The organism is Lysobacter sp. 05T417, from assembly GCF_056396405.1.
Map to the genome: position 1 here is coordinate 323,104 of NZ_JBFTLK010000002.1, position 26,023 is coordinate 349,126.

The window sequence follows — 26,023 nt, forward strand, 5'->3', positions numbered from 1 at the left end:
TCGCTGGCCAGAGTCCCGCGTGGAAGGAGTCCGGCAGATGAAAGCATCCGCCTACCTGGGACCGGGCTGGGAAGACGACTCGCTGGAAGTCGTGTGGGAAGGCAATGGGCGCGTCCTCTGCCGCCTGTGGCGCGACGACGCCGCCATCTCCCGACATGCCCTCCTGCCCGTACCCTCCGGGCAACCTAGAGATGACGGCATCGCCCGCCTCACGCATGAGTGCGAACTCAGGGACCATCTGCACCCAGACTGGGCCTTGCAGCCAGTGGAGTTGCTGCGCGAGCGAGGCCAGGTGCTGCTGGTGGTCGACTACGTCGAAGGCAGACTGCTTGAGCGGGCGGTGGGACGCCCCATGGAAATCGGCCTTTTCCTCAAGGTCGCTGTTGCCCTGTGTGCAGCGCTGCGCGAGATGCACGCCCAGGGCCTGATCCACAAGGACATCAATCCCGGAAACGTCCTCGTGAATGCAGCCGGTGACCGCGTGTGGCTCACCGGCTTCGGCATTGCCTCCCGTCTTCCGCGCGAGCGCCAACAGCCGCGACCGCCTGAATACATCGAAGGTTCGTTGCCCTACATGGCGCCCGAGCAGACCGGGCGCGTCAACCGCTCCGTGGACTCCCGCAGCGACCTCTACTCGCTGGGCATCACGCTGTACGAACTGCTGACCGGCGGACTGCCTTTCCTGGCCAACGACCCCATGGAGTGGGTGCATTGCCATATCGCGCGGCAGGCCGAGCAACCGGCGGACCGCGAGAGCAGCGTGCCCGGTTTCGTCTCGGCGATCGTGATGAAGCTGATCGCCAAGGCCGCCGAAGACCGCTACCAGACGGCGGCCGGCGCTGAAGCCGACTTCCGCCGCTGCCTGGAGCAATGGCAAGCCGGCGGACGCATCGACGATGCCACTCCCGGCGAGCACGACACGCCGGACCACCTGATGATTCCCGAGGCGCTTTATGGACGCGATCGCGAAATCGCGAAGTTGCTGGGCGCCTTCGATCGTGTTGTCGCGGGCGGGCGTCCTGAACTGGTGCTGGTGTCGGGCTACTCGGGCATCGGCAAGTCCGCGGTCGTCAACGAACTTCACAAATGGCTGGTACCGCCGCGGGGACTGTTCGCATCCGGCAAGTTCGACCAGTACAAGCGCGACATCCCGTACGCGACGCTTGCGCAGGCGTTCTCCGCCCTGATCCGGCCCCTGCTCGGCAAAAGCGAAGACGAGCTGGGCAAGTGGAGGCAAGCGCTGCTTGAGGCACTGGAGCCAAACGGTCTGCTGATGACGGACCTGGTGCCGGAACTCAAGCACATCATCGGTGAGCAGCCGCCGGTCCCGGAGCTTCCGCCACAGGCCGCACAGGGACGGTTCCAGCTGGTGTTCCGGCGGTTCATCGGCGTGTTTGCGCGCCCTGAGCACCCGTTGGCCCTGTTCCTGGACGACCTGCAGTGGCTCGATGCCGCAACGCTCGACCTGATGGAAGACCTGCTGACACAGACGGACTTGCAGAACCTGCTGCTGATCGGCGCCTACCGGGACAACGAAGTCCACGCAAGCCACCCGCTGACCCGCAAGCTCGAGGCGATCCGCCAGGCAGGCGCGTCATTGCAGAACATCGTGCTGGCCCCGCTGAGCCGGGGCGACGTCACCGCATTGCTCGCCGATACGCTGCGCTGCCTTCCGGCGAACGCGGCGCCCTTGGCAAACATGATTCACGAAAAGACCAACGGCAATCCTTTCTTCTCGATCCAGTTCCTGTCGATGCTGGCCGACGAAGGACTGCTGGCGTTCGACTACGCCGACGGGTCCTGGGCCTGGAACCTGGACCGGATCCACGCCAAGGGCTACACCGACAACGTCGTCGACCTGATGGTCGGCAAACTCAATCGACTGCCGTTGCGAACGCAGCAGGCCCTGCAGCAGTTCGCCTGCATGGGCAATACCGCCGAGTTCGCCATGCTGCAGATGGTGTACCAGGAGTCGGCCCAGCAGTTGCACGAGCATCTTTGGGAGGCAGTGCGCAGGGGCCTGGTCTACCGGTCCGATACCGCCTACCGCTTCCTCCACGACCGCGTGCAGGAAGCGGCGTACTCGCTGATTCCCGCGGAGGAACGCGACCTCGCCCACCTGCGCATCGGCAGGTTGCTGGCCGCACATACGCCTGTGGAGCAGCGTGAAGAGGCGGTGTTCGAGATCGTGAACCAGCTCAATCGCGGCTCGCACCTCATCGAGTCCGCAGAGGAACGACAAGGTGTGTCCGCTCTCAACCTCATGGCGGGACGGCGCGCCAAGGCCGCAACCGCCTATGAATCGGCCCTGCGCTACCTGAAGGCGGGAACCTCCCTGCTCCCGCTCGATCCATGGCGCCAGTGCTACGCCCTCGCCTTCGAAAGCGAATACCTCATGGCCGAGTGCGAACTGCTCACCGCCGACATGGTCGCGGCCGAGAATCGCCTGACACAGCTGGCGCAATGCGCCGAGAACCGGCACGACCTGTGCATCGCCACGCGTTCGCGCCTGACGTTGTACACCGCGATCGACCAGGCCGAGCGCGGCGTGGAGGTGTTCCTCGAGTGGCTCGCTCGCGAGGGCACCGTCTGGGCGAAGCACCCGACGCGCGACGACGGACTGCAGGAGTACGAGCGGGTCTGGGTGCTGCTTGCGGGGCGGCCCATTGAAGACCTCGTCGACCTGCCGCTGGTGACTGATCCGGATGTCCTCGACACGGTGGACGTGTTCACCGAGATCGTGACGCCGTCGCTGTTGTTTGACGAGAACCTCGCCACGCTGGTCGTTTGTCGCCTGGTCAACCTGAGCCTGGAGCACGGCGTCTGCGACGGTTCGTGCTTCGCCTTCGTGTGGCTGGCCATGTTCGCGGGCCACCGCTTCAACAATTACCAGGATGGATTCCGCTTCGGCCAGATCGGTTGCGACCTCGTCGAGAAGCGCGGGCTCACGCGTTACCAGGCCAGGACCTTCATGTCGATGGGCTCCAACGTGCTGCCCTGGGCCCGTCACCCGGCCAGTGGCAAGGAACTGGTCCGCCGCGCGTTCGACGTCGCGTATCGAATGGGCGACCTGACATTTGCGGCCTACAGCTGCTGCCAGCTGGTCACGGTGTGCCTGGCCGCCGGGGATCGTCTTGACGAACTGTTGATCGAGTCCGGGAACAGTCTCGAATTCGCCAGGAAATCCGGGTTCGGCCTGGTCGTGGACATTTGCCTGGCACAGTTCGGACTGATCAGGAGTCTGCGCGACACGGGAACGCAGGTCGGCTGCCTCGACCATCCAGGCTACAGCGAGAACGAAGCCGAGCACTATCTGGCCAGCAACCCGAACCTGGCTTTGGCGGAGTTCTACTACTGGACCCGCAAGACACAGGCTCGCGTTCTTTCCGGGGATTACGCCTGTGCGGCCGACGCGTCATTCAACGCCCATCGATTGATCTCCAGCTCGACAGCGATGTTCGAGACGGCGGAGCATCGATTCTATGGCGCGCTGGCCCATGCGCTGGCCTGGCACCATTGCGACTCCGCTGCCGAGCGGCAAGCGCACATCGACGCACTGATGGACCATCATCGTCAGCTTGAGGTGTGGGCGCGCAACAATCCGGCCACCTTCGAGAACCGCTTCGCCCTGGTCGCCGCGGAGCTCGCGCGGATCGAAGGCAGGACGGTGGATGCGCAAGCGCTGTACGAGGCCGCGGTACGTTCGGCGCATCAGTTCGGCTACGACCACAACGAGGCGCTGGCCAACGAGCTGGCAGGACGCTTCTACCTGGCAGCGGGCCTGGACAAGGTCGCCGCCGTCTACCTGCGCGACGCACGTCTGTGCTTCCTGCGTTGGGGCGCCGAGGCAAAAGTCCGCGAACTGGAACAACAGTTCCCGCATCTTCGCCCGGAGGCCACCGTTGCGGTGGGCGGCGGCATGATACTCGCCGAGCACCTGGATCTTGCGACCGTGATGAAGGTGTCCGAAGCGGTTTCCGGTGAGATCGTCCAGGACAAGCTCGTCAGCACGCTCATGCGTGCGGCGATCGAGCACGCCGGCGCCGATCGTGGCCTGCTGCTGCTGGCGCAGGACGACGAGTACCGGATCGAGGCGGAAGGAACGATCCACGGCACGGGCATGGACGTGGACCTGCAGCAACGCAACGCGAGCGGGGCCGACTTGCCCGGGTCGATCCTGCGGTACGTCATCAGGACCCGGGAAGTGGCCCTGCTCGGTGATGCGACGCAGGACAACGCCTTCTCTTCCGACCCTTACCTCCTCGATCAACGTGTCCGCTCGGTGCTCTGCCTGCCGATTCTCAAACAGGGCCGGATGCTGGGCCTTCTGTACCTCGAGAACAGACTCATCCTTGATGCGTTCAATCCCACGCGCCTGGCCATCGTCAAACTGCTGTCCTCGTTGGCAGCGACGTCCCTCGAGAATGCTCGCCTGTACCAGGATCTGGCCGAACGTGAATCCCGGATTCGCCGCCTCGTGGATGCCAACATCATCGGAATATTCATCTGGGACTGGCAGGGGCGAATCATCGAGGCCAACGACGCCTTCCTGCGCATGGTGGGTTATGACCGCGAGGACCTGGTGACGCCGAGTGTGCGCTGGACGGACCTGACACCGCCGGAATGGCGCAAGCGCGACGAGCAGCACTTCATTCCCGAGTTGAAACTGGTGGGCAGTCTGCAGCCGTTCGAGAAGGAGTTCTTCCGCAAGGACGGCAGTCGCGTGCCCGTGCTGATGGGTGTGGCAACGTTCCAGGACGGCGGCAACCAGGGGGTGGCGTTCGTGGTCGACCTGACCGAGCGCAGGCATGCCGCCGATGTGATGCGCGAACTCCAGTTCGAACTGGCGCACGCCAACCGGCTGGCGACCATGGGGCAGCTCGTCGCCACCATTGCCCATGAGGTGAACCAGCCGATCGGTGCGACACGCAACAATGCGCATGCCGCGCTCCGGTTCCTGGCCGGCGATGCTCCGGACCTGGCCGAGGTCAAGGAGGCACTGGAGTGCGTCATCAGCGACACCTATCGGGCCAGCGACATCGTCGGCAGGGTGCGCGAACAGATCAAGAAGGCACCTCCGCGCAAGGAGGACATCGACATCAATGAAGCGCTCGGCGAAGTGGTGGCGCTGGTCCGCGGCGAGCTGACCAAGCATCGCGTGCTGTTGGCCACGGAGCTGGTGCCGGAGCTGCCGCCTGCCTACGCCGACCGGGTCCAGGTGCAGCAGGTGGCGCTGAACCTCATCGTAAACGCCATCGAGGCGATGACCGGCGCCGATCGTGACGTCAGGACGCTATCCATCCAGACCGGCATGAGCACGCCGGGCTTCGTGATGGTCTCCGTGATCGACTCGGGCCCTGGTGTTTCCCCGGAGGGCCGCGAGCGCATCTTCGAGTCGTTCTACACGACCAAGGCCAGCGGAGTCGGGATCGGCTTGTCGATCTGCCGGTCCATCGTCGAAGTGCATGGCGGGCGATTGTGGTGTGAGGCGAATGAACCTCATGGCTCCGTGTTCCGGTTCACCGTGCCGGTGCGTGTCTGACTGCGCTGCAGACGCGCTGAGGGATGACCGTCTAAACCAGAATGTAGATCGGTAAGCCATCGTCCAATAGACGCAACATGCCCGGCGCGGTTCAATCCGATGCGCCTCAAGGAAACGGATCTTCTCTGCAAGCCCCCGCTTGCAGATCGGCGGCGCTTTGTCTGCTGGGCACGCTGCACCTGCACAGGCATGTCCGCTTCGGGCGTTCGCATGGAGCCCATTCCACGACAGCACTGCCCAAGGAGACCGCATGGACAAGATCCTCACCTCAACCCTGTTGGCCAGGCGCAGGTTCTGTGGCGCGGCCGCGACAACACTCGCTGCCGTACCACTGGGCCTGCTCGGCTGCACCGAAAGGAACAACGCCATGAACGAAGTTGCACAAGCACCCAAAGCCAGCGGTTCGACCGACCTTCGTCCGTTCCAGTACAAGGCGACGGAAGCCGAACTGGCTGACCTGCGCCGGCGCATCGAAGCCACGCGATGGCCGGAGCGTGAAACGGTCAAGGACTCCTCGCAAGGCGTTCAGTTGGCGACGATCCAGAAGCTCGCCCAGCACTGGGCGACGAAGTACGACTGGCGCAAGGTCGAGGCAAACATCAATGCCGTTCCCAACTTCATCACCACCATCGATGGGTTGGACATCCATTTCATGCACATCCGATCCAAGCATGAAAATGCGATGCCGTTGCTGCTCGCACACGGGTGGCCCGGGTCCGTCATCGAGCAGATGAAGGTCATCGGCCCACTGACCGATCCGACGGCACATGGCGGCACCGAAGCCGACGCGTTCCACCTGGTGATCCCCTCGATGCCCGGCTACGGCTTCTCCGGCAAACCGACCGCCGCAGGCTGGACGCCGCAGCGCATCGCCGACGCCTACATCACGCTCATGTCGCGGCTGGGCTACAAGAAGTGGGTGGCTGCCGGTGGCGACTGGGGCGCGCTCGTGGTCGAACTGATGGCGTTGAGGACGCCGCCGGGCCTTGCCGGCATCCACACGAACATGGCCAACGTGGTTCCGCCTGAACTCGACAAGGCGCTGTTCCTCGGCGAACCCGTGCCGGCGGATCTCACCGGCGATGAGAAGCAGGCCGCCGACCAGCTGTTCGCGTTCTACCGGCACATCGGCTACGCGGTGCTGATGGGTGACCGGCCGCAGACCTTGACCGGCCTGGCGGATTCGCCTGTCGGCCTGGCGGCTTTCATGATCGATCACGATCCGGTCAGTTACGACATGATCGCGCGCTCGATCAACGGAACGCCGGAGGGCCTGAGCCCGGATGATGTCCTCGACAACGTCACGCTGTTCTGGCTGACCAACACGGCGCTGTCGTCGGCGCGGCTGTACTGGGAGAACAAGAATCCGTTCTTCGCCGTCAAGGGCGTCACCATCCCGGTAGCCGTCAGCGCCTTCCCGGACGAGCTGTTCCAGGCGCCCAGGAGCTGGGCGGAGAAGGCGTATCCGAAGCTGGTGCATTACAACCGGCTTCCCAAGGGTGGGCATTTCGCCGCGTGGGAACAGCCGAAGTTCTACTCGGACGAGCTGCGCGCAGGCTTCAAGACCCTGCGGTAACTGCAACACTCCCCGCGGGCGCCGGCATCGGGCTCGCGGGGACTGGTCGAGGGCAAGCGCATGAACGCCATCGCAGAATCCCGCCCGGCCGGAAGTCGACCCGCAAGTCGACCGTTCCGGTTCCAGGCTACCGAGGCCGAGCTGGCTGATCTGCGCAGGCGCATCGAGGCCACGCGATGGCCGGATCGGGAGACCGATCCGCGCCAGGGCGTGCAACTGGCGACCATGCAGAAACTCGCGCGCTACTGGGCAACCTCGTACGACTGGCGTGCCTTCGAGGACAGACTCAATGCCGTTCCGAACGTCTTAATCGACATCGACGGGATCGATTTCCACGTCGTGCATGCCCGTTCCCGCCACGACGATGCGATGCCGCTGCTACTGGCCCACGGCTGGCCGGGAACATTCATCGAGCGGATGAAGGTCATCGGCCCGTTGACCGATCCCACCTCACACGGCGGCCAGGCATCGGAGGCCTTCCATCTGGTCATCCCGTCGATGCCAGGTTATGGGTTCTCCGCCAGGCCGACGGCACCGGGCTGGGACCCGCCCCGCATCGCCCGCGCGTATGCCGCGCTGATGGAGCGCCTGGGTTACACGAGATGGGTCGCATCGGGAACCGACTGGGGCGCGATCACGGTCGAACTGATGGCGGTGCAGGCGCCGCCCGGCCTGGTCGGCATCCATACCAACATGCCGGGCACCGTCCCACCGGCCATCGACACAGCCCTCTTCCGGGGCGACCGCCTGCCCGGCGGACTGAGCGAAGACGAGCAGCGGGCGTGCACGCAGATTGCCTTTGCTTACCAGCACATCGGCTACGCGCTGATGAATGGCGATCGCCCGCAGACGCTGACCGGCCTGACCGACTCGCCGGTGGGGCTGGCGGCATACCTGATCGATCTGTACCCGCGCAGTTGCGAGATGATCGCGCGCGCCATCGACGGCCACCCTGAAGGACTGACGCCGGACGACGTGCTCGACAGCATCACGTTGTTCTGGCTGACCAGCACGGTCATTTCCGCGGCGCGCTTGTACTGGGAGAACCGCACGCCGTATTTCGGCGTGAAAGGGGTCAGCCTGCCGGTGGCTGTAAGCGTGTTCCCCGACGAGCTGTATGAAGCGCCCCGCAGTTGGGCCGAAGCGGCATTTCCGCAGTTGATCCACTACAACCGCCTGGCCAAGGGCGGTCACTTCCCCTCCTGGGAACAGCCGGAGCTGTTCTGCCAGGAAGTGCGAAGCGGCTTTGCCGCCTTGCGATGATGGGTCGGTCAGGAACGCCCGTTATGCGCCGCTTTCAGCAGATTGGTCCGCAGGGCCACGATTTCCTTCTGCAGCCGCTTGAACTCGGCGGTGGAGATTCCGCACGAGTCGGCCAGATCGGTTGCGAAGGCCTTCTCGCGCAAACGCCTGCCGCCGTTGGTCAGACGCACGCGCACCTGCCGCTCATCGTTGGGATCACGCGTGCGCTCCACGTGGCCCATCGCTTCGAGTTTCTTGAGGATAGGCGTCAGGGTGTTCGACTCCAGGAAGAGCTTTTCGCCAAGGCCGCTGACGGTCTGGCCATCTTCCTCCCAGAGCGCGACGATCGTGACGTACTGCGTGTAGGTCAGACCCAGTTCGTCCAGGAGCGGACGGTATACCTTGCCGAAGGCCAGGTTGGTCGAGTACACCGCGAAGCACAGGAAGTCGGCCAGCTTGGTGGCTTGGGTTCGCTTGCCGGTTTTCATGAGGGTTGTCGTCCTGGTGAATCCAGGCGGCATTATTCAGCGCATGCGAGTAAATCGCAAGCGCTTTAAGAGACTGAATGGACTTGGCGTCGTGCGCCGGGCAGCAAGGCGGCCCCAGCGCCGTTTAGATCCGCCTATTAATACGCATGCGCTTTAATCGCATGCGATGAATGGATCCTGAAGCCCGCCTCCCCTGTCGGTTGACGGCACCGGGCGACATCTCTACATTCCACTCCATCGCATGCGATGTACTCGTATGCGATCAACAACTCCCCCGCACCGCACCGCCCCCACCAGAGTACGCAGACATGAGCAAGATCAATAAGGTTCTCTTCACCGGCAAGACCCACACCACTGTTGGCCGCGCGCCCACCGGCGACGACCACGGCACCGTCAACCTGGCGCTGTCGGTCCCGGGCCAGTCCGAGTACGACCAGAAGTTTGAGGCCGTGGTTGCCCACCCCACCGCAGAACAGCTGTTCGCCGGCGCGTGGTCGGCGTGCTACATCACCGCCATCGGTCTCGTCGCCGCGCAGAAGCGCGTCGCGCTGCCGGCGGACTTGTCGGTCGACATCGAGATCGATCTGGGCCAGGCCGGCGCCGCATGGCTGCTGGAAGCACGCTTCCTGGTTCGCATCCCGGGCCTTGCGCAGGATGTCGCCGAAAAGCTCGCCCATGCCGCCCACGAGATCTGCCCCTACTCGAAGGCCACGCACGGGAACATCGAACTTACCGTCAACGTCGCAACGTCGTAATTGCACCCGCGACCGGTCGCCCCGCCAGGGCGGCCGGTACGCGCCGTCCAGTCTCCCCACACCCACGCGGTTACCCGTATGAACAGCGAACGCACGCCCTACCAACCCATCAGCTGCGAGTTCCATGATCGCCTCGAGGACCTCGCGACAATGCGCAAGCGCACGCGAATCCAGTTCCGGGATGAGCACGGTGCCCAGCAGGACCGCGACGCCGTGATCACCGATGTGTTCGCCCACGACGGCGAAGAGTACGTGACCATCAACACGGGCGAGTCCGTGCGACTCGATCGGCTGGTGGAAGTGGACGGCGCGCGCCTGGCCGACCATGAGGCGTCTGCGGCGTGCCCGATCGCGGAAGGCCTCAGCTGATCATCAACGCCGCTTCAAGCAGCGGCTTGGCCCACTGCGGCGTCCGCTCAAGCGACGCCACATCAGCGGGCCAGGTCAGCCTGCCCGACACCATTTCCGCCACCAGCACCGGATCCGCAATCGCCATGCCCCTCGCGACATCGACGCTGTTGTCGTAGACCTGAAGGTGCGCCAGATGCGGCATCAGCGCGATCAGGTTCTCCAGCGCGGCCGGATAGCGTTCGCGGATCTTCGCCTCGGGTATGTCGTGCCCGCAGACGGCCACGCGCGCCTTCACGCGCGCGATGTGCTGCTCCGGCGATGACAGGCCGCAGAACCACATCAGCACGTCATGCGTCCGGCTGGCTGCGTGGATCCTGGCCGGGACGGTATGGCCACCGAGCGTGGTCTCGAAGGCGAAGTTTGTTCCATGGTCCAGCGCTTCATCCAGCCGACGCATGCCTTCCTGCCAGGCCGCGGCATTGGCCTGCGCCTGGTCGCAACCTGTTTCCGCGATCAGCTCGCGCGCGAAGGTGTCCGGATTGAACCAGGACAGCCCGGCGCGTACGAGCAGGTGGCCGCCGACCGAACTCTTGCCCGCACCGTTCACTCCAGCGAGGACATAGAGAACGGGACGCGACTTCAATGACTCGCCCCGGCCTTGACCTTGCCGCGCAGTTTCGCCGGACCGGTCATCAGTGCGCGCAGGCGATCACCGGCGTCTGCGGACTGCAGCGAGGCCAGGCGTTCGTCGAAGCGGTGGCGCAAATCGTCGAGCGCCGATTCGTTCTTCGATTCCGCCTCGTGCAGGGCGCGGATGATCGCGCCGTACTCCTCGGCCGACAGGATCACCGCTTCGGGTTCGTTGTGGTTGGTCACCACGACCTTGCCCTTGCGGCCGATAGCCTTCATCACGCCGCGCCAGCCGAGTTTCTTGACGTCCGAGGCGGGCGTCCTGGGCAGGTCTTCGATGGCATCGAGCTTGAGGGTCAGGGCCATAGCGTTGCTCCGGCAACTGGACTGGTTCCCAATATACCCCTTTTACCCATTTTGGCCAGAAGCTTGCGACCCGAGCGCTGCCTGACCCGCTTCCGGGGGGCCCCGCCGGCGGCAGGCCAAGCGCCGCTCACGCCGAAAGGCGCCGGGGCAAAACCCCGGCGCCTTCGGATGTTCGGGAATTTCCGCACGGCACCAGGCGCATGCCTGGCGACCACGCCGCCTTACTTGTGCTTCGCGCTCTCGGCGCGATCGACCGCACCGTCGGCGTTGGTGTCCATCGCCGCGAAGTCGCTGTCGGTGAAGACATCGATCTCCTCGATGGTCAGATAGCCGTCCTTGTCGCTGTCGATCTTGTCGAACTTGCTCGGGTCCGGCGCGGACTTCAGCTCGGCACGCGAGAGCTTGCCGTCGCCATCGCCGTTGCCGTCATAGAGCAGCACCAGCTCCTGCACGAAGCCGCCGTACTCGTTGCGGTCGATCTTGCCGTCGTGGTTGGCATCGGCAGCATCGAAGCGCGAGGGTGGCGCGTCGGCCTTGACCTGCGCAAACGCAGGAGTGGCAGCCGCCACGAGAAAGAGGAGGATCAGCTTGGTCATCATGATCGCGACGCCCCGGTTGTCAGCCCACATCCCATTGTCCATTGGATTTCTTGCACGCGGTGCCGGTGGTCTCGTCGACCGACGCGCCACCCACGCTCAGGCCACGGCGGAAGTCGCGGCAAACGCGTCCGTCTGACATCCGTTTGGTGTTGAGGGCGACAAAGTAGCCGGCCTCGTTGGTGCGCGGGTCGGCCCAGGTGATCTTCTGCCCGGAGGCGCCCTGGTTGAGTGCGCGCTGCGCCGCGTCCTTCTCGTACTCGGACTTGGCGTGCTTCTTGTAGATGTGGTCGCCAAGGAATCCACCGGCCACTGCGCCGGCCGCGGTCATCAGTACCCGCCCGGTGCCGCCGCCGAACATGTTGCCGACGAGGCCGCCAACCACCGCGCCTGCCACGACCGAACCGCTCTGCTTCTGGGTCTCGCGGGTCCCAGGATCGGTGGCGCAGCCGGTGACGAACACTACCAGTGCCAAAACGATGCCGTACTTCATCGCCGCCCTCCTCCCTGGAACATGCCGCCAACGTGGCGCCTGTATAGCGCGATTGTCCTGAGAGGCCGTGAATTAGCCGTGATCCTCGCCACCCGCGCCACGTCGTCACAAGACCATTGCACCCACTCTGCTGCTATCGCCGGCAAGCGCGCAGCGGTGGTCCGTCAGGTCCTCGAACCCGACGGGGCGCGGACAGCGCGGACGGGCATGTGGGACCCGGCTTCGCCAAGTCGACTTCAGGGTAGGAACCATGACTGCGAACGACCTCGCCGCTGCGGACGAACGCCTGCCCGCCCTCGTCGTCGCCGGCGCGCGGCAGTTCACCTTCGCCGCCGTCGTGGCGTCGCTGGTGCTGGTCTCTGCCTGCGGCAAGGACGAACCGCCGCCCCCGCCTGCCGTGCCGGTCAAGGTCATGACCGTGCTGCAGCAGGACACCCCACTTTTTGAGGAGTTCATCGGCGAGGTCAGCGGCTCGCGCGAGGTGTCGCTGCGCGCGCAGATCACCGGCGTGCTGATGGCCAAGAACTTCACCGACGGCACGCTGGTCACCGAAGGCCAGAAGCTCTTCAGCATCGATCCGCGCGAGCCCCTCGCGCAGCAGGCCAACGCCCGCGCCGGGGTGGCGGCCGCCCGCGCCGACCTCGCCCGCGCGCGCCAGGACGTCGACCGCTACGGGCCGCTGGTGAAAGAGAACGCGATCTCCAAGCAGATCTACGACAACGCCGTAGCCGGGATGCAGGCGGCGCAGGCCCAGGTCGCGGCCAACCAGGCCGTGCTCGACCAGGCCTCGCTCGGCGTGGAGTACGCCACGGTGACCGCGCCGCTGACCGGCCGGATCGGCGCGGCACAGGTGTTTCCCGGCGACCTGATCACGGCAGGCACCACGGTGCTCGCTGAATTGTCCGAAGACGACCCGGTGTGGGTCTACTTCAGCATCAGCGAAGCCAAACTGCTCGATTACGAACGACGTTACCAGGGCAGCACGCCGGGTATGGACGACCCGATACGGCAGGTCAGGCTGACGCTGACCGATGGCACGCAATACAAGATGCCCGGCCAGATCATCTTCGCCGACCGTGCGCTCGATGCGCGTACCGGAACCTATCGCCTGCGCGCCGAGTTCCCCAATCCGCAGCATCAGTTGTACCCGGGCCTGTTCGCCCGCATCCAGGTGCGCGCCGACCAGCGCAAGGGCGCGCTGCTGGTGCCCGATCGCGCGGTGGTGCAGACGCTGGGCAAGTACTTCGTCACCACCGTCGGCGCCGACGGCAAGGCGCAGCAGGTGCCGGTCACGCCCGGTCCGCGCTACGGCGGCCTGTGGGTCATCGACAAGGGCCTCAAGCCCGGCGACAACGTGGTGGTGGAAGGTGTGCAGAAGGCGCGTCCGGGTGTGCCGCTGAAGGTGACGAAGGTGACGTACGAGCAGCTCCAGGCGCCGGCGCCCGAGGCGCCGCCGCCCGGCGGCGCGACCAAGGGCTAGGGGGCGTAAACCATGGCGCGCTTTTTCATCGACCGCCCCGTCTTCGCGATCGTCATCTCGCTGTTCCTGGTGCTGGCCGGCACGCTGGTGATGATCGGCCTGCCGATCTCGCAGTTCCCCGATATCGCCCTGCCCAACGTCAAGGTCACCACGCTGTATCCGGGTGCGAGCGCCGACGTGGTCGAGGACGCGGTCACCGCGCCGCTGGATACGCAGATCAACGGCGTCACCGACATGAAGTACATCAAGTCGGTGTCCGGCGACGACGGCTCAACCTCCATTTCGGTCACCTTCGACCTCGAACGCGATGTCGACATCGCCTCGGTGGAAACCCAGAACCGCGTCGCCCAGGTGCAGCCGCGCCTGCCCAGCGAGGTCAACGACATCGGCGTGACGGTGGCCAAGAGCTCGCCCGACATCCTGATGTTCCTGTCGTTCTATTCGCCCAAGGGCAGCTACGACCAGCTGTTCCTCAACAACTATCTCTTCAACTACATCCTCGACACGCTCAAGCGGGTCAAGGGCGTGGGCGAGGCCAAGGTCTACGGCTCCGAATTCGGCATGCGCCTGTGGCTGCGCCCGGACAAGATGGCCAGCCTGGGCCTGACCACCACCGACGTGGTGTCGGCGATCCAGGAACAGAACAAGCAGGCCGCGGCCGGCCAGGTCGGCCAGCCGCCGGCCGATTCGCCCAGCGGCTTCCAGTACTCGCTGCGACTGCAGGGACGACTGGTCGAGCAATCCGAGTTCGAGGACATCATCCTGCGCGCCAACCCGGATGGCTCGTATATCCGCGTGCGCGACGTCGCCAGGGTCGAGCTGGGCGCCAAGGACTACAGCACCGTGGCCAAGTTCAACGGCCAGCCGGCGGCGGCGATGAGCATCGCCCTGGCGCCGGGCGCGAACGCGCTGGAAACCGCCGAGCTGATCAATGCCGAGGTGGAGCGGCTGGCGAAGAGCTTCCCCGCCGACCTGGACTATGACATCACCTACGACACGTCCCTCTTCGTGGTCGCCTCGATCGAGGAGGTCGTGCACACCTTCGTCGAGGCGCTCATCCTGGTGCTGATCGTGGTGTTCCTGTTCCTGCAGAGCTGGCGGGCGACCCTCATCCCGATGCTGGCCGTGCCGGTGTCGCTGATCGCCACGTTCATCGCTTACCAGTTCCTCGGTTTCTCGATCAACACGCTGTCGCTGTTCGGCATGGTGCTGGCGATCGGCATCGTGGTGGACGACGCGATCGTGGTGGTCGAGGCGGTCGAGCACATCATGGAGCACGACAAACTGCCGCCGAAGGAAGCCACGCGCAAGGCCATGGACGAGGTCTCCGGACCGGTCGTGGCGATCGCACTGGTGCTGTCGGCGGTGTTCATCCCGATGGCGTTCGTGCCGGGCGTGACGGGCCAGTTGTACAAGCAGTTCGCCTTGACGGTGGCGGTGTCGACCATGTTCTCGGCGCTGGTCGCGCTGACCCTGACGCCGGCGCTTTGCACGCTGCTGCTCAAGCCCAAGCAGCCCGGACCGCCGAAGGGTTTGCTGGGCCGGTTCTTTGCCCGTTTCAACCACTATTTCGAACGCCTCACGTTCCACTACACCGGCGTGGCCAAGCGCGGCACGGGTGCGCTGCGCCATATCGTCGTGATCATGGTGGTGCTGCTGGTGGGGCTGTTCCTGCTGTTCCGCATCACTCCGACCGGTTTTGTGCCGGACGAGGATGTCGGTGCGTTCTTCATGCAGGCGATCCTGCCCGATGCGTCCTCCACCAAGCGCACCGATCACGTCGTCGAGGAACTCAACAGCAAGCTGCGGACATTGGACGGCGTCGACGCGGTGCTGGGCATCACCGGCTACGACATCATCTCCGGCACCGCCGCGCCCAATGCGGCGATGATGGTGATCAAGCTCAAGCCCTGGGAAGACCGCAAGAAGAAGGAGCAGCAGGTCAATGCGCTGATCCAGAAGGCCATGGGCATCGGCGCGCAGACGCCCGAGTCGGTGGCGATCGCGTTCAACCCGCCTGCCCTGCCCGGCTTCGGCACGGTGTCGGGTTTCTCGATGATGCTGCAGGCGCGCGACGGCCAGACCGCGGAGGAACTGGCGGAGATGTCGGCGCAGTTCATCCAGGCCGCGCAGAAACGGCCGGAGATTGGCCGCATCACCACCACCTACTCGGCCTCCACGCCCAACTACCGCATCACCGTGGACCGGGAAAAGATCAAGAAGCTCGGCATCCCGATCTCCGACGTATTCGGCACGCTGCAGGTGTTCCTGGGCAGCCTGCAGGTCAATGACTTCACGCGCTTTGGCAAGAACTACCGCGTCTCGCTGCAGGCCGACGCGGAGTTCCGCCGCGACATTTCCACCTTGTCGAAGTTGTTCGTGCGCAACGGCAACGGCGAGATGGTGCCGCTCGATACGGTGGTGACCGCCACGCCCGGCATCGGCCCGCGCTTCACCATGCGCTACAACCTGTACCGCAGCGCCGAGATGACCGGTTCGCCGGCGCCCGGATACAGCTCCGGCGATGCATTGCAGGCACTGCGCGAAGTCGCCGCCGAGGTGCTGCCGGCCGGTTACGGCTACGAGTGGTCCGGGCAGACCGCCGAGGAAGTGGAGGCCGGCAATGCGGCGGCGATGGTGATGGCGCTGTCGGTGGTCGTGGTGTTCCTGTTCCTGGCCGCGTTGTACGAAAGCTGGGCGGTGCCGTTCGCGGTGCTGCTGGCCACGCCGTTCGGCGTGCTCGGCGCGCTGATCGCGATCCTCATCGCCCACCTGGACTTCAACGTCTACGGGCAGATCGGCCTGGTCACCCTGATCGGCCTGGCGGCCAAGAACGCGATCCTCATCGTCGAGTTCGCAAAGCTCTATCGCGAAGGCGGAATGTCGATCCACGAGGCCGCGTTGACGGCGGCCAAGCTGCGCCTGCGCCCGATCCTGATGACCTCGTTCGCCTTCATTCTCGGCGTGGTGCCGCTGGTGCTGGCCAGTGGCGCCGGCGCGGCTTCGAAGTTCTCGGTGGGCACGGTGGTGTTCGGCGGCATGCTCACCGCCACACTGCTGGCGGTGCTGGTGGTGCCGGCGCTCTACGTGCTGATCCAGAGCCTGGCCGAGCGCTTCGGTGGACCGCCGAAGTTCAAGACGACGGCAGCGACGCCGCAAGCGCCGCCGGAGGGAGGAGCGCACTGATGCGTGCCACCGCCCTGCTCATCGGCCTGACGGTCGCGCTCACTGGCTGCATGCTGGGCCCGAACTACTCGCGGCCGGATCTCGACCTGCCGGTGCAGTACCGTGCGCCGCTGACCCAGGCAGAAGCGCGCTCCATCGCCGACGTTGCCTGGTTCGACCTGTTCCGCGATCCGCAACTGTCGGCGTTGATCCGCGAGGCCATCGACAACAACCTGGACCTGCGCCAGGCCCTGTCGCGGGTCGAACAGGCCCGCGCCAACGCCAAGTTCGCGCGCGGCTCGCTCGGACCCGACATCCGCGGCACGCTGAGCAGCACTCCCTCCCCCGGCAGCGGCGACAACGACACGGTCTACTCCGCCGGCCTGTCGCTGGTCTGGGAAATCGACCTGTTCGGCAAGCTGCGCCGCGGCAGTGAGGCGGCCCGCGCCAACCTGCTGGCGACCGAGGATGCGGCACGCGGCGTGATGGCGACCCTGGTCACCCAGGTCGCCGCCACATGGCTGTCGCTGCGCGAACTCGATGAGGAGCGGGCGATCATCGAGCGCACCATCACCAGCCAGGAAGAATCCCTGCACCTGATCCGCGCACAGATGCGCAGCGGTGTGGCGTCCGGCGCCGAGGAACAGCAGGCGATCGCGCAACTGGCGACGACGCGGGCGCAGCTGCCCTCCACCGAGCAGCAGATCCTCGCCACCGAGAACCAGCTGGCGCAACTGCTGGGCCGCTACCCGCAACCGATCGATCGCGGCAGCCCGATGGCCAACGGCGGCATGCCCGATTCGCCCGACATTCCCACCGGCCTGCCGACCGAGCTGCTCGAGCGCCGGCCCGACGTGCGCCTGGCCGAGAACCAGCTGCATGCGGCCACCGCGCGCGTCGGCGTCGCCGTGGCCAATCGGTTCCCCTTCCCGACCATCGGCCTGAGTGCGCTGTTCGGCCGCAATGCGGTCGACCTGAGCGACCTGGGTTCGAGCAACCGCTCGCTGAGCGTGAACTCCTGGGGCCCGTTCGTCGACCTGCCGATCATCGACTTCGGCCGCGCCGGCGCCAATGTCGACCTCGCCCGCGCGCAGACCGACGAGGCCACGCATACCTACCGCCAGACCGTGCTGCAGGCACTGGTGGAAGTCTCCAGCAACATCAGTTCCTACGAGAAGTCGGCCAGCATCATCAGCGCCAACGAGGAAAGCACAGCGGCCAATCGCGAGAACCTGCGGCTGCAGCGGCTGCGCTACAAAGCCGGCGTCAGCAGCTACCTGGAAGTGCTCGATGCCGAGCGGCAGCTGCTCAGTTCCGAGCTCAACCTGTCCCGCGCCCGGCTGTCGCGGCTGACCTCCTACATCGATGTCTACCGCGCCCTGGGCGGCGGCTGGTCGGACGAGGAGTTGTTGCGGGTCGCGCAGTAGCCAGGCGCCCAAACGCCCCCCAAAACGCCCCGCAGTGCCGTTACCATCTGCCCATGCGCATACCGCCCTGGTTCCTCGGATCCGTCCTCCTTCTCGCGGGTTGCGCGGCCGGGAGCCACTCGATGCAGCACGCGCCGAAGGACACGTTGCAAGGGCAGGTCGACGCGCTGATGCGCGACTATGACGGGCACGTGCCCGGAGCGTCGGTATTGATCCTGCGCGACGGCAAGCCGCTGCTGCGTCGCAGTTACGGCATGGCCGAGCTCGAATCGGGCGCCGCATCGTCGCCGACCACCAACTACCGCCTGGCGTCGGTGAGCAAGCAGTTCACCGCGACATCGATCCTCCTGCTCGCCGAAGACGGCCGCCTGCGCCTGGAAGACCCCGTGCGCGGCTGGCTGCCCACGCTGCCCGATGCCGCCGACAAGGTGACCATCCGCCACCTGCTGACCCACACCGGCGGCCTGATCGACTACGAGGACGTGATGGACCCGGCCAGCACCGTGCAGGTGCACGACGCAGACGTGCTGCGCCTGCTCGAATCGCAGGACCGTGCCTATTTCGCGCCAGGCAGCGACTACCGCTACAGCAACAGCGGCTACGCGCTGCTGTCCCTGATCGTCGAGCGGGCGTCGGGGCAGCGCTACGCGCAGTTCCTGCACGACCGCATCTTCCAGCCATTGGGCATGGACCATACCGTGGCCCACGAGTCCGGAATCTCCGAAGTCGCCCATCGCGCCTACGGCTACACTTTCGACCAGGGCCGCTGGCTGCGTACCGACCAGAGCACCACCAGCGCGGTGCTGGGCGACGGTGGCATCTATTCCTCGATCGACGATCTGGCCAGGTGGGACGCCGCGCTCTACGACCAGCGCCTGCTGCGCAGCCAGTCGCTGCAGGAGGCGTTCACGCCGGCCACGCATACCGACGATCCCACGGTCGAGTATGGCTACGGCTGGCGCATCACCGGCGAGACGCTATGGCATTCGGGCGAGACCATCGGCTTCCGCAATGTCATCGTGCGTTTTCCGCAGCGGCACCTGACCGTGGTGGTGCTGACCAACCGCAATGATCCGGAGCCTTATGGGCTGGCCAAGCAGATCGCGGGATTGGCGCTGGGGATCTGATCAGCGGATCGGGACGTCGAAGAACACATTCGGCGCCGGTTCCGGGTTCAGGGTGAAGTGCCACCACTCCATCGGGTAGTTGCGGAAACCGCCGCGCTCCATCGCCGCACGCAGGCGTTGCCGGTTGTCGCGTTGGCGCGCATCGACCTGGGGTGAATCGGTGTTGGCCCGCGTGTCGAAGAAGTCGAATGGCGCGCCCATGTCCAGGGGCACGCAGGCGCCGCCGTCACTGCCGCATTGCAACAGGGTCAGATCGAGCGTTGCACCGCGGCTGTGGCCGGAGGTCGGCGAAATGTAGTCGCCCAGCAGCTGCCGCTTGTCGAGCCGCGGGTAGTACTCCGGCTTGGTGCGCTGGTCGTCGAGGTCGCCTGCCCAGGCGACGAAGTTCCGCACCGCCCGCGCCGGCCGGTAGCAGTCGAACAGGCGCAGGCGCATGCCTTGCTGGCGCAAGCCGAGCTCGACCTTCTGCAACGCCTTTGCCGCGTCGGCAAGCAGATAGCACCGCGCCGCGCCATAACCGTCGACGGTGGCGCCGGTGAAGTTGTTGCTGCCCGCATAGCGCATGTCCAGATCGAGATCAGGGACAAGACTGCGGATGTCGACCAGGCCTGCGGCTTCGGGCGTGGTGGCGCTGGAGACCGGCATCGACGGCGGGGTCGACGCGCATGCGGCGACGGCAAGGACGGCAACGAGCAGCGCGCAACGCTTCATACAATCCTCCCCCGCCACGTCCCGGCCTCAATCGCAGCCACGCTCCCGCGCAAACGCCAGGTCTTCATAGTCATAGCTGAAATCCGCCTGCGGATCGACCTTGGCCAGCCGCATCTGCGTGGCATCAGGAAAGTCCAGCCACGCCTCGGCATCGACGCTGTCGTCATCCCAGTTGACCAGCAAGCGCTTGCCGGCACGCTGGACGATGCCGGTCAGCATCGGCGACTTCTGCGCGCGCAGGCGCACCGCATCGCCGTCGCGACACAGCGATACCTCGCCGAACCACGGGTCGCGATAGACACCCAGTCGCGACGACAGCTCGTTCGCCTTGACTGCATGCCGCTTCGACGTATCCGGTGCCTTGTCGGTTGCCGGGCGGGCCGCGTCTTCCTGGTCCAGCAGGCCGGCGTAGTGGGCAACGGTCAGCGCCGGATCCGGATGCGTGTAGCGCTTGACCAGCACTTGCCCGAGCACCGTGCGCGCCTGCTCGCCTTCGCCGTTGATCAGGATGACGAAGCCCGCGCCCTTGTCGGGCAACAGCGTCACCATCGAATACATGCCCATCAGCGTGCCGGTGTGCGAGACCTTGAACGTGCCATCGACATCGGCCAGGCGCCAGCCGTAGCCGTAGGCGGAGAAATGGCTGTTGTCCCAGTCGCGCATGCGCCGCGACAACGGCATCGGCATCTGCGGCGCCCACAGCGCTTCGCGCTGCTCGCGAGAGATCCAGCTGGCGTTGGGACCGGACGGCTTCAGCCAGGCGCCGGCCCAGGTCAGCATGTCGTCGAGGCTGCAGCGGATGCCGCCGGCCGGGTCCATGGTGGTGGCCGCGATCGCATCGCCATCGCTGCGCACCGGGATGTTGCGCTCGCCCTGGCGCATGTGCGGCTGGGCAACATTGCCGACGACGTCGCGGCGCCACGCGCCGACCTGGCAGCGCCGCATCCCCAGCGGCTCGAAGACCTCGCGGCGCACCAGTTGCTCGTACGGTGCGCCGCCCGCGGCCGCGGCAACTTCGCCGGCGACGATGTACATCAGGTTGTCGTAGTCGTAGCCGGCGCGGAAGCCGCGCTGCGGCTTGAGATACCCCAGGCCGTGGATGATGTCGGCACGGGTGAAGTTGTTGGGTTCCGGCCACAGCATCAGGTCGCCGGCACCGGCGCGCAGGCCGCTGTTGTGGATCAGCAGGTCGCGCACCTGCATCTCGCGGCCGACCCAGGGGTCGTACATGCGGAAGTCCGGCAGCCAGCGCACCACCGGGTCGTTCCAGTGCAGTTTGCCGGCATCGACCAGGCGCGCCAGCGTGGCGGTCGTCATCGACTTGGTGTTGGAGGCGATCTTGAACAGCGTGGCCGAATCGATCTTCTGGCCTTCGCCTTCGACCAGTTCGCCGGCCGTGCGCGCGTAGACGACCTTGCCGTCCTCGACGATGCCCAGCGCCAGGCCCGGCAATCGGTAGCGCGACATCACCTGGTCGAAGACGGCATCCACTTCCGCCTTGGCCGTACTTTTATCTGCTGCCCGTGCCGACGGCACCACTGCAAGCAGCAACGCGGCCACCAGAGCAACCGGCGCGCATCGCAACAGCATCGTGTCAGGCTTCATTCCACACCTTGGGCAGTTGTTCGCCGGCCATCATCTCGGCCATGGTCTGGCGCCGCCGGATCACCGAGTAGCGGCCGTCGTCGAGTAGCACTTCGGCGGCAAGCGGTCGCGAGTTGTAGGTCGAGGCCATCGATGCACCGTACGCGCCCGTGCCGCCAATCGACAACAGGTCGCCGGCCTGGCACCGGGCCATCTCGCGGTCGCGGGCAAAGGTGTCGCCCGTCTCGCACACCGGCCCGACGACGTCGTAACGGGTCATCTCGCGCGAATCGCGATGCAACGGAGCGATCTCGTGCCAGGCCTCGTAGAGCGATGGGCGCATCAGGTCGTTCATTGCCGCATCGACCACCAGGAAGCTGCGGTCCACGCCAGGCTTGACCCGGATCACGCGCGTCAGCAGCACGCCGGCCTCGGCCACCAGGTAGCGGCCCGGTTCCAGCACCAGCGTGCCCTGGAATCGGGCGAACACCTCCCGCACCAGCGCGGCATAGTCCGCCGCCGCCACAGGATGGTCGTGACCTTGCCGATAGCACACGCCCAGACCGCCGCCGATGTCGACGCTGGTGATGACGTGCCCGTCCGCTTCCAGCTCCTGGCGGAATGCCTCCACGCGCCGCAGCGCCTCGGCAAACGGCCCCAGGCTCAGGATCTGCGAACCGATATGCGCATGCAGGCCGTCCAGGCGCACGTTGCTCAGCTTGCCTGCATTGGCGAACCAGCGACGGGCCTCGTCGATGGAGACGCCGAACTTGTTCTCCGACTTGCCCGTGGAGATCTTCTCGTGGGTGCCGGCGTCCACATCGGGGTTGATGCGGGCCGCGGCGCGCGCGCAGACGCCATGCAACTGCGCGACCTGCTGCAACAGGCGCAGTTCATCGAGCGACTCGACATTGAAGCGCCAGACCCCGACCGCCAGGGCCGCGGCGATCTCCTCGGCGGTCTTTCCGACCCCGGAGAAGACGATGTGCTCGGCCGGGATACCGGCTGCGAGACTGCGATGAAGCTCGCCCAGCGACACTATGTCGGCACCGACGCCGTGGTTGGCCATCAACTGCAGGATGGCGATGTTGGAATTGGCCTTGACCGCGTAGCAGATGCGGTGGTCGAGCCCGTGGAAGGCCGACTGCAGCGCGCTGATGCGCTGCCGGATTGCGTTGGCGGAGTACGCGTGGAACGGGGTGGGCAACTGCGCGGCCAGGGCGTGCAGGTCGACGCCGTCGAATACCAGTGAAACCGCACTTGCGGCGTCGCCCGCCCCTTCCGCCGGGCGCGTGGAACGCACCGTCTGCGACGCCTTTGCACTGACCGCCATGCTGCTTCCTCGAACAAAAAGAAGGGCGGCCCGCATGCAGCGGGCCGCCCTGGAGGGCCCTCAGAAATTGACGGACACGGTCAGCTGGCCATAGCGCGGCGCCTGGAAGCCCTGACCCACGCCGAAGAACTCGTTGAGCTCGGGCTGGGTCGGCGTCGCCATGCCGACGCTTGGCTGCAGGTCCTGGTCCACACGGATGGTCTTCTGTTGGTTGAACAGGTTGAACACCGCGAACTTGATGCGCATGTTGGCCTGGCCGAACGACCGCAGGTAGCTTACGCTCGCGCCAACCTCATACGTCCACGGCATCTCGCCGTAGCCGCCACGCGGCGAGTGCACGTACACCGGCGTGTCGCTGTCGCACTGGGCCGTGCAGATGTAGTAGCTGTGGTAGTTGGTCTGGTCGAACGGGTTGCCGGTGCCGAAGCCGGTGATCGGGCCGCCGGAGCTGGCATCGAGGGTGGCGCCGACCTGCCAGTTGTCATTGAAGGCGTAGGTGCCGCGGGCCTTGATCTGATGACGACGGTCGTTCGCCAGCGGGCCGTAGCCGTTGTAGTTCACCCACGGATCGTCGAAGTTCTCGGTGCGGCCGGTGTCGGAGAAGTTGGTGTCGGAGTTGACCGGGCCTTCGGCGTTGCCCTCGCTCTTGGACCAGGTGTAGGACAGGTTCATCTCCCACTTGTCGTCCCAGGCGCGATCGAGCTGGAACTCCAGGGCCTTGTAGGTGCGCTTGGGCTTCACCCAGCCGCGCTGGCCGACGTAATTGCCATCGGCGTCGTACAGCGCCCAGCCTTCCTTCGCGGTATCGACCGTGACCCAGCCCGGGGTGCCGGCACAGTCGGTGTCGCCCCAGACGGTGACCTTCTCGCCCGGATTGGCCATGACCCAGCCGATGTAGCCGTCTTCGCCGCACTGGCCGGTGGCGCTGATCTCCATGTCGTCGATCGCGTTGGTCAGCTTGCGGTAGATGCCGCGCACGCCCCACGACCACTTCTCATCGAGCATCTGCTGGAAGCCCAGGATCGCCTCGTCCTGGTAGACCGAGTCTAGGTTGCGGTCGACTTCCGCGCGCAGGTCGCCGACGGTGCCGTCGCCCTGCGAGACATCGACCGGACCGATCTGCGGGCCGAGGTTCGGCACGGCGTACTCAAGACCATTGAGGTCGCGGATGTCCCAGCCGTTGAACGCGTAGTACGTGCGCTGGTCGAGCAGGCCACCGGCCTGCTTGATGTTGATCACGTTCGCCACCGGCAGGAAGTAGCGGCCGACGTTGCCGAACAGCTTCATCGTCGAGTCGCCGTTGATGTCCCAAGCGAAGCCCAGGCGCGGCGCCCACATGTCCTTCATCTCGATGTAGGTCTTGCCGTCGCCGTCCTTGTTGTCGAAGGCTTCGTTGCGGATGCCAAGATTCAACAGGAAGGTGTCGGTGATCGACCAGTTGTCCTCGAGGTAGAACGCCGAATTGGTGCTCTCGAAAGTGCCGGCGATCTCGTTGCGGCGCGCGCGGACGTAGCCGTTGTAGCCAGGCGGCACGACGCCGCCACCCGGGTTAGGGGTCGCTGTGCCCGGAGCGCCACGGTAGACGTTGTAGAAGATCGCGCCGGGGCCTGCGTAGTACTGCTTGTGGTCGGAGGTATTGACCTCGTGGTCGATACCGAACTTCAGCAGGTGGTCGCCCAGTGCCCACTCGAAATCGACACGGGCCTGTTCGCGCACGTCATCGCGGTTGAATACCGTGGAGTTGGTGCTGCAGCCCAGCTGCTCGCCGCCTGCGGGGCCCGGGAACGCGCTCTCCTTCTGGACGCGGTTGCATTCCAGGTCGAGCAGCGAGCGGGTGAAGGCCTGGCGGTGGTTCTCGCCGTACATCGCCTTCATCGAGAAGTCCGAGGTGAAGTTCGACGTCCACGACAGCGCCCAGTTGTCACCGCCGGTGTCGGTGTATATCTCGTTCTGCTTGTCGCCGACTTCCTTGCTGTCGTAGTCGTAGCTGTAGACGCTGCCGACGCCCGCGTTCTTGTTGGAGAACGCCATCAGGCTGAGGATGTTGTTGTCGGTAATGTACCAGTCGAGCGTGCCACCCCAGAAACCGTCGCTGTTGTTGTTCTTGGTGATGGACGTGCCGAGGTCGTCGGTGTTGGTCGGCTCGAAGTCACGCAGCTCGTACAGGCCGTAGAAGAACAGCTTGTCCTTGATCAGCGCGCCGGACGCCCAGACGTCCATCGTGCTGCTGGAGTAGTCGTCCTGGCTGAAGGTCAGGTAGCGCTCGCCATTGTGGTAGCGGTCGTTGGCCTGCGACTGCCAGGCACGCGGCTCGAACACCACCTCGGCGCCGGCCTGGAAGTCGTTCGTGCCCGAGCGCGCGACGGTATTGATGACGCCGCCGGTGGTACGGCCGAACTCGACCGAGTAACCGCCGGTCTTGACCTGGAATTCCTTGTAGAACTTGAACGGCGCTTCCGAGAAACCGTTGCGGTTGTAGAAGTCGGTGACGTTGAGGCCGTTGATGTAGAACGAGTTCTCGGCGACAGACGAACCGCCAAAGGAAATACCGCCAAACGACGACTCACCCTTGGTCACGCCGGGCGCGAGCAGGGCCACCGAGGCGAGGTTGCGATCGACCGGCAGGCGGCTCACGTCTTCGGCCGTCAGCGTCATCGCCGACTCGGTCGAGGTCACGTCGACCAGCGGCACCACACGCGAACCGACGACCTGCACCGAGGCGAGGTTGACAGCACCGTCGCTGCCCAGGTTGATGTTGGTCGAGCTGCCCATCGACACGGCGACGGCGAGCGGCTGGCCAATGGCCTGGCCATCGCGCATCACCTGCAAGGTGTAATTGCCGATCGGCAGCTGGGCGATGCGGTAGTTGCCCTTGGCGTCGGCAGTCGTCGAGCGCGACAGCCCGGTCTCGGTGTTGGTGACCGTGATCTGGTCGCCCTGGGTGGCATTACCCGTCACTGCACCACTGACGGTCTGTGCCGAAGCCAGCATTGGCACCATCGACGCGATGCATGCTCCCAACGCGATGCCAAGCGTTGCCCTACGAAGTGCCTTGCCGTTCATCCCTCATCTCCCCTGCTGGATAATTTCTGTTTGACAGCCGGTTGTCTGACAGCCGGCCGCTCGAAGGTGGTTGCTTGAAGCGGATGCTGGTACC

General features: G+C 65.6%; 18 protein-coding genes and 1 pseudogene. 9 read left to right on the forward strand and 10 right to left on the reverse strand.

All coding sequences use genetic code 11. From position 1 onward, the window contains the following. Nucleotides 1–37: 37 nt before the first annotated feature. The 3 genes from AC1DER_RS04765 (at nt 38) to AC1DER_RS04775 (ending at nt 8,381) form a co-directional block, all read left to right on the forward strand. Complete coding sequence (locus AC1DER_RS04765) at nt 38–5,542, forward strand: trifunctional serine/threonine-protein kinase/ATP-binding protein/sensor histidine kinase (RefSeq protein ID WP_477245167.1); 5,505 nt, start codon at nt 38–40, stop codon at nt 5,540–5,542. Between the two features lie 139 nt (nt 5,543–5,681). Next, on the forward strand, nt 5,682–7,118 hold the full coding sequence (locus AC1DER_RS04770) for an epoxide hydrolase family protein (RefSeq protein ID WP_477245165.1): 1,437 nt from the start codon (nt 5,682–5,684) through the stop codon (nt 7,116–7,118). Between the two features lie 60 nt (nt 7,119–7,178). Next, nucleotides 7,179–8,381, forward strand: a complete 1,203-nt coding sequence (locus AC1DER_RS04775; RefSeq protein WP_477245163.1) for an epoxide hydrolase family protein — start codon at nt 7,179–7,181, stop codon at nt 8,379–8,381. A gap of 8 nt (nt 8,382–8,389) precedes the next feature. On the opposite strand, the gene AC1DER_RS04780 is transcribed toward AC1DER_RS04775, so the two are convergent. Further along, entirely contained in the window at nt 8,390–8,848 is a 459-nt protein-coding gene (locus tag AC1DER_RS04780; RefSeq protein ID WP_477245161.1) for a MarR family winged helix-turn-helix transcriptional regulator, read from the reverse strand. A gap of 308 nt (nt 8,849–9,156) precedes the next feature. Between AC1DER_RS04780 and AC1DER_RS04785 the strand changes: the two genes are divergently transcribed. Together AC1DER_RS04785 and AC1DER_RS04790 are read left to right on the forward strand one after the other, a co-directional pair. Continuing rightward, nucleotides 9,157–9,603: an Ohr family peroxiredoxin gene (locus AC1DER_RS04785; RefSeq protein ID WP_477245159.1), complete on the forward strand. Its 447-nt coding sequence runs from the start codon at nt 9,157–9,159 to the stop codon at nt 9,601–9,603. Nucleotides 9,604–9,681: 78 nt separating this feature from the next. After that, complete coding sequence (locus AC1DER_RS04790) at nt 9,682–9,972, forward strand: hypothetical protein (RefSeq protein ID WP_477245157.1); 291 nt, start codon at nt 9,682–9,684, stop codon at nt 9,970–9,972. On the opposite strand, the gene AC1DER_RS04795 is transcribed toward AC1DER_RS04790, so the two are convergent. The 5 genes and pseudogenes from AC1DER_RS04795 to AC1DER_RS04815 all read right to left on the reverse strand — a co-directional run. Further along, nucleotides 9,965–10,597: an ATPase gene (locus tag AC1DER_RS04795; RefSeq protein WP_477245155.1), complete on the reverse strand. Its 633-nt coding sequence runs from the start codon at nt 10,595–10,597 to the stop codon at nt 9,965–9,967. The two genes, AC1DER_RS04790 and AC1DER_RS04795, sit on opposite strands and share 8 nt — an antisense overlap. Continuing rightward, nucleotides 10,594–10,950, reverse strand: coding sequence for a type II toxin-antitoxin system prevent-host-death family antitoxin (locus tag AC1DER_RS04800; protein WP_441814929.1), 357 nt, complete (start codon nt 10,948–10,950; stop codon nt 10,594–10,596). The genes AC1DER_RS04795 and AC1DER_RS04800 overlap by 4 nt, the downstream gene beginning before the upstream one ends. A 221-nt stretch (nt 10,951–11,171) precedes the next feature. After that, on the reverse strand, nt 11,172–11,579 hold the full coding sequence (locus AC1DER_RS04805; RefSeq protein WP_477357706.1) for an EF-hand domain-containing protein: 408 nt from the start codon (nt 11,577–11,579) through the stop codon (nt 11,172–11,174). Next, nucleotides 11,569–11,832 (reverse strand): RT0821/Lpp0805 family surface protein, encoded by a 264-nt coding sequence (locus AC1DER_RS04810; RefSeq protein WP_477245285.1) that lies wholly within the window; start codon nt 11,830–11,832, stop codon nt 11,569–11,571. The genes AC1DER_RS04805 and AC1DER_RS04810 overlap by 11 nt, the downstream gene beginning before the upstream one ends. Beyond that, nucleotides 11,818–11,952: pseudogene (locus tag AC1DER_RS04815) on the reverse strand (glycine zipper 2TM domain-containing protein); the annotation flags it as partial. The gene AC1DER_RS04810 and the pseudogene AC1DER_RS04815, both read right to left, overlap by 15 nt. Before the next feature lie 337 nt (nt 11,953–12,289). Here AC1DER_RS04815 and AC1DER_RS04820 point away from each other — a divergent pair. From AC1DER_RS04820 to AC1DER_RS04835, 4 genes are all read left to right on the forward strand, one after another. Further along, nucleotides 12,290–13,519 (forward strand): efflux RND transporter periplasmic adaptor subunit, encoded by a 1,230-nt coding sequence (locus tag AC1DER_RS04820; RefSeq protein WP_477357709.1) that lies wholly within the window; start codon nt 12,290–12,292, stop codon nt 13,517–13,519. Nucleotides 13,520–13,531: 12 nt separating this feature from the next. Continuing rightward, nucleotides 13,532–16,705, forward strand: coding sequence for an efflux RND transporter permease subunit (locus tag AC1DER_RS04825; RefSeq protein ID WP_477247787.1), 3,174 nt, complete (start codon nt 13,532–13,534; stop codon nt 16,703–16,705). After that, on the forward strand, nt 16,705–18,111 hold the full coding sequence (locus AC1DER_RS04830) for an efflux transporter outer membrane subunit (protein ID WP_477247785.1): 1,407 nt from the start codon (nt 16,705–16,707) through the stop codon (nt 18,109–18,111). Before AC1DER_RS04825 ends, AC1DER_RS04830 begins: the two co-directional genes overlap by 1 nt. A gap of 122 nt (nt 18,112–18,233) precedes the next feature. Continuing rightward, nucleotides 18,234–19,238, forward strand: coding sequence for a serine hydrolase domain-containing protein (locus tag AC1DER_RS04835; protein WP_477247783.1), 1,005 nt, complete (start codon nt 18,234–18,236; stop codon nt 19,236–19,238). On the opposite strand, the gene AC1DER_RS04840 is transcribed toward AC1DER_RS04835, so the two are convergent. The 4 genes from AC1DER_RS04840 to AC1DER_RS04855 are packed head-to-tail and all read right to left on the reverse strand — an operon-like array spanning nt 19,239 to nt 25,929. After that, nucleotides 19,239–19,949: a M15 family metallopeptidase gene (locus tag AC1DER_RS04840; RefSeq protein ID WP_477247781.1), complete on the reverse strand. Its 711-nt coding sequence runs from the start codon at nt 19,947–19,949 to the stop codon at nt 19,239–19,241. A gap of 27 nt (nt 19,950–19,976) precedes the next feature. Beyond that, nucleotides 19,977–21,554, reverse strand: a complete 1,578-nt coding sequence (locus AC1DER_RS04845) for a serine hydrolase (protein ID WP_477247779.1) — start codon at nt 21,552–21,554, stop codon at nt 19,977–19,979. Continuing rightward, nucleotides 21,544–22,866 (reverse strand): diaminopimelate decarboxylase, encoded by a 1,323-nt coding sequence (gene lysA, locus AC1DER_RS04850; RefSeq protein ID WP_477247777.1) that lies wholly within the window; start codon nt 22,864–22,866, stop codon nt 21,544–21,546. Before lysA ends, AC1DER_RS04845 begins: the two co-directional genes overlap by 11 nt. A gap of 60 nt (nt 22,867–22,926) precedes the next feature. Further along, the gene (locus AC1DER_RS04855; protein WP_477357712.1) at nt 22,927–25,929 is read right to left on the reverse strand and encodes a TonB-dependent receptor; all 3,003 of its coding nucleotides are present in this window, start codon (nt 25,927–25,929) and stop codon (nt 22,927–22,929) included. Nucleotides 25,930–26,023 lie beyond the last annotated feature (94 nt).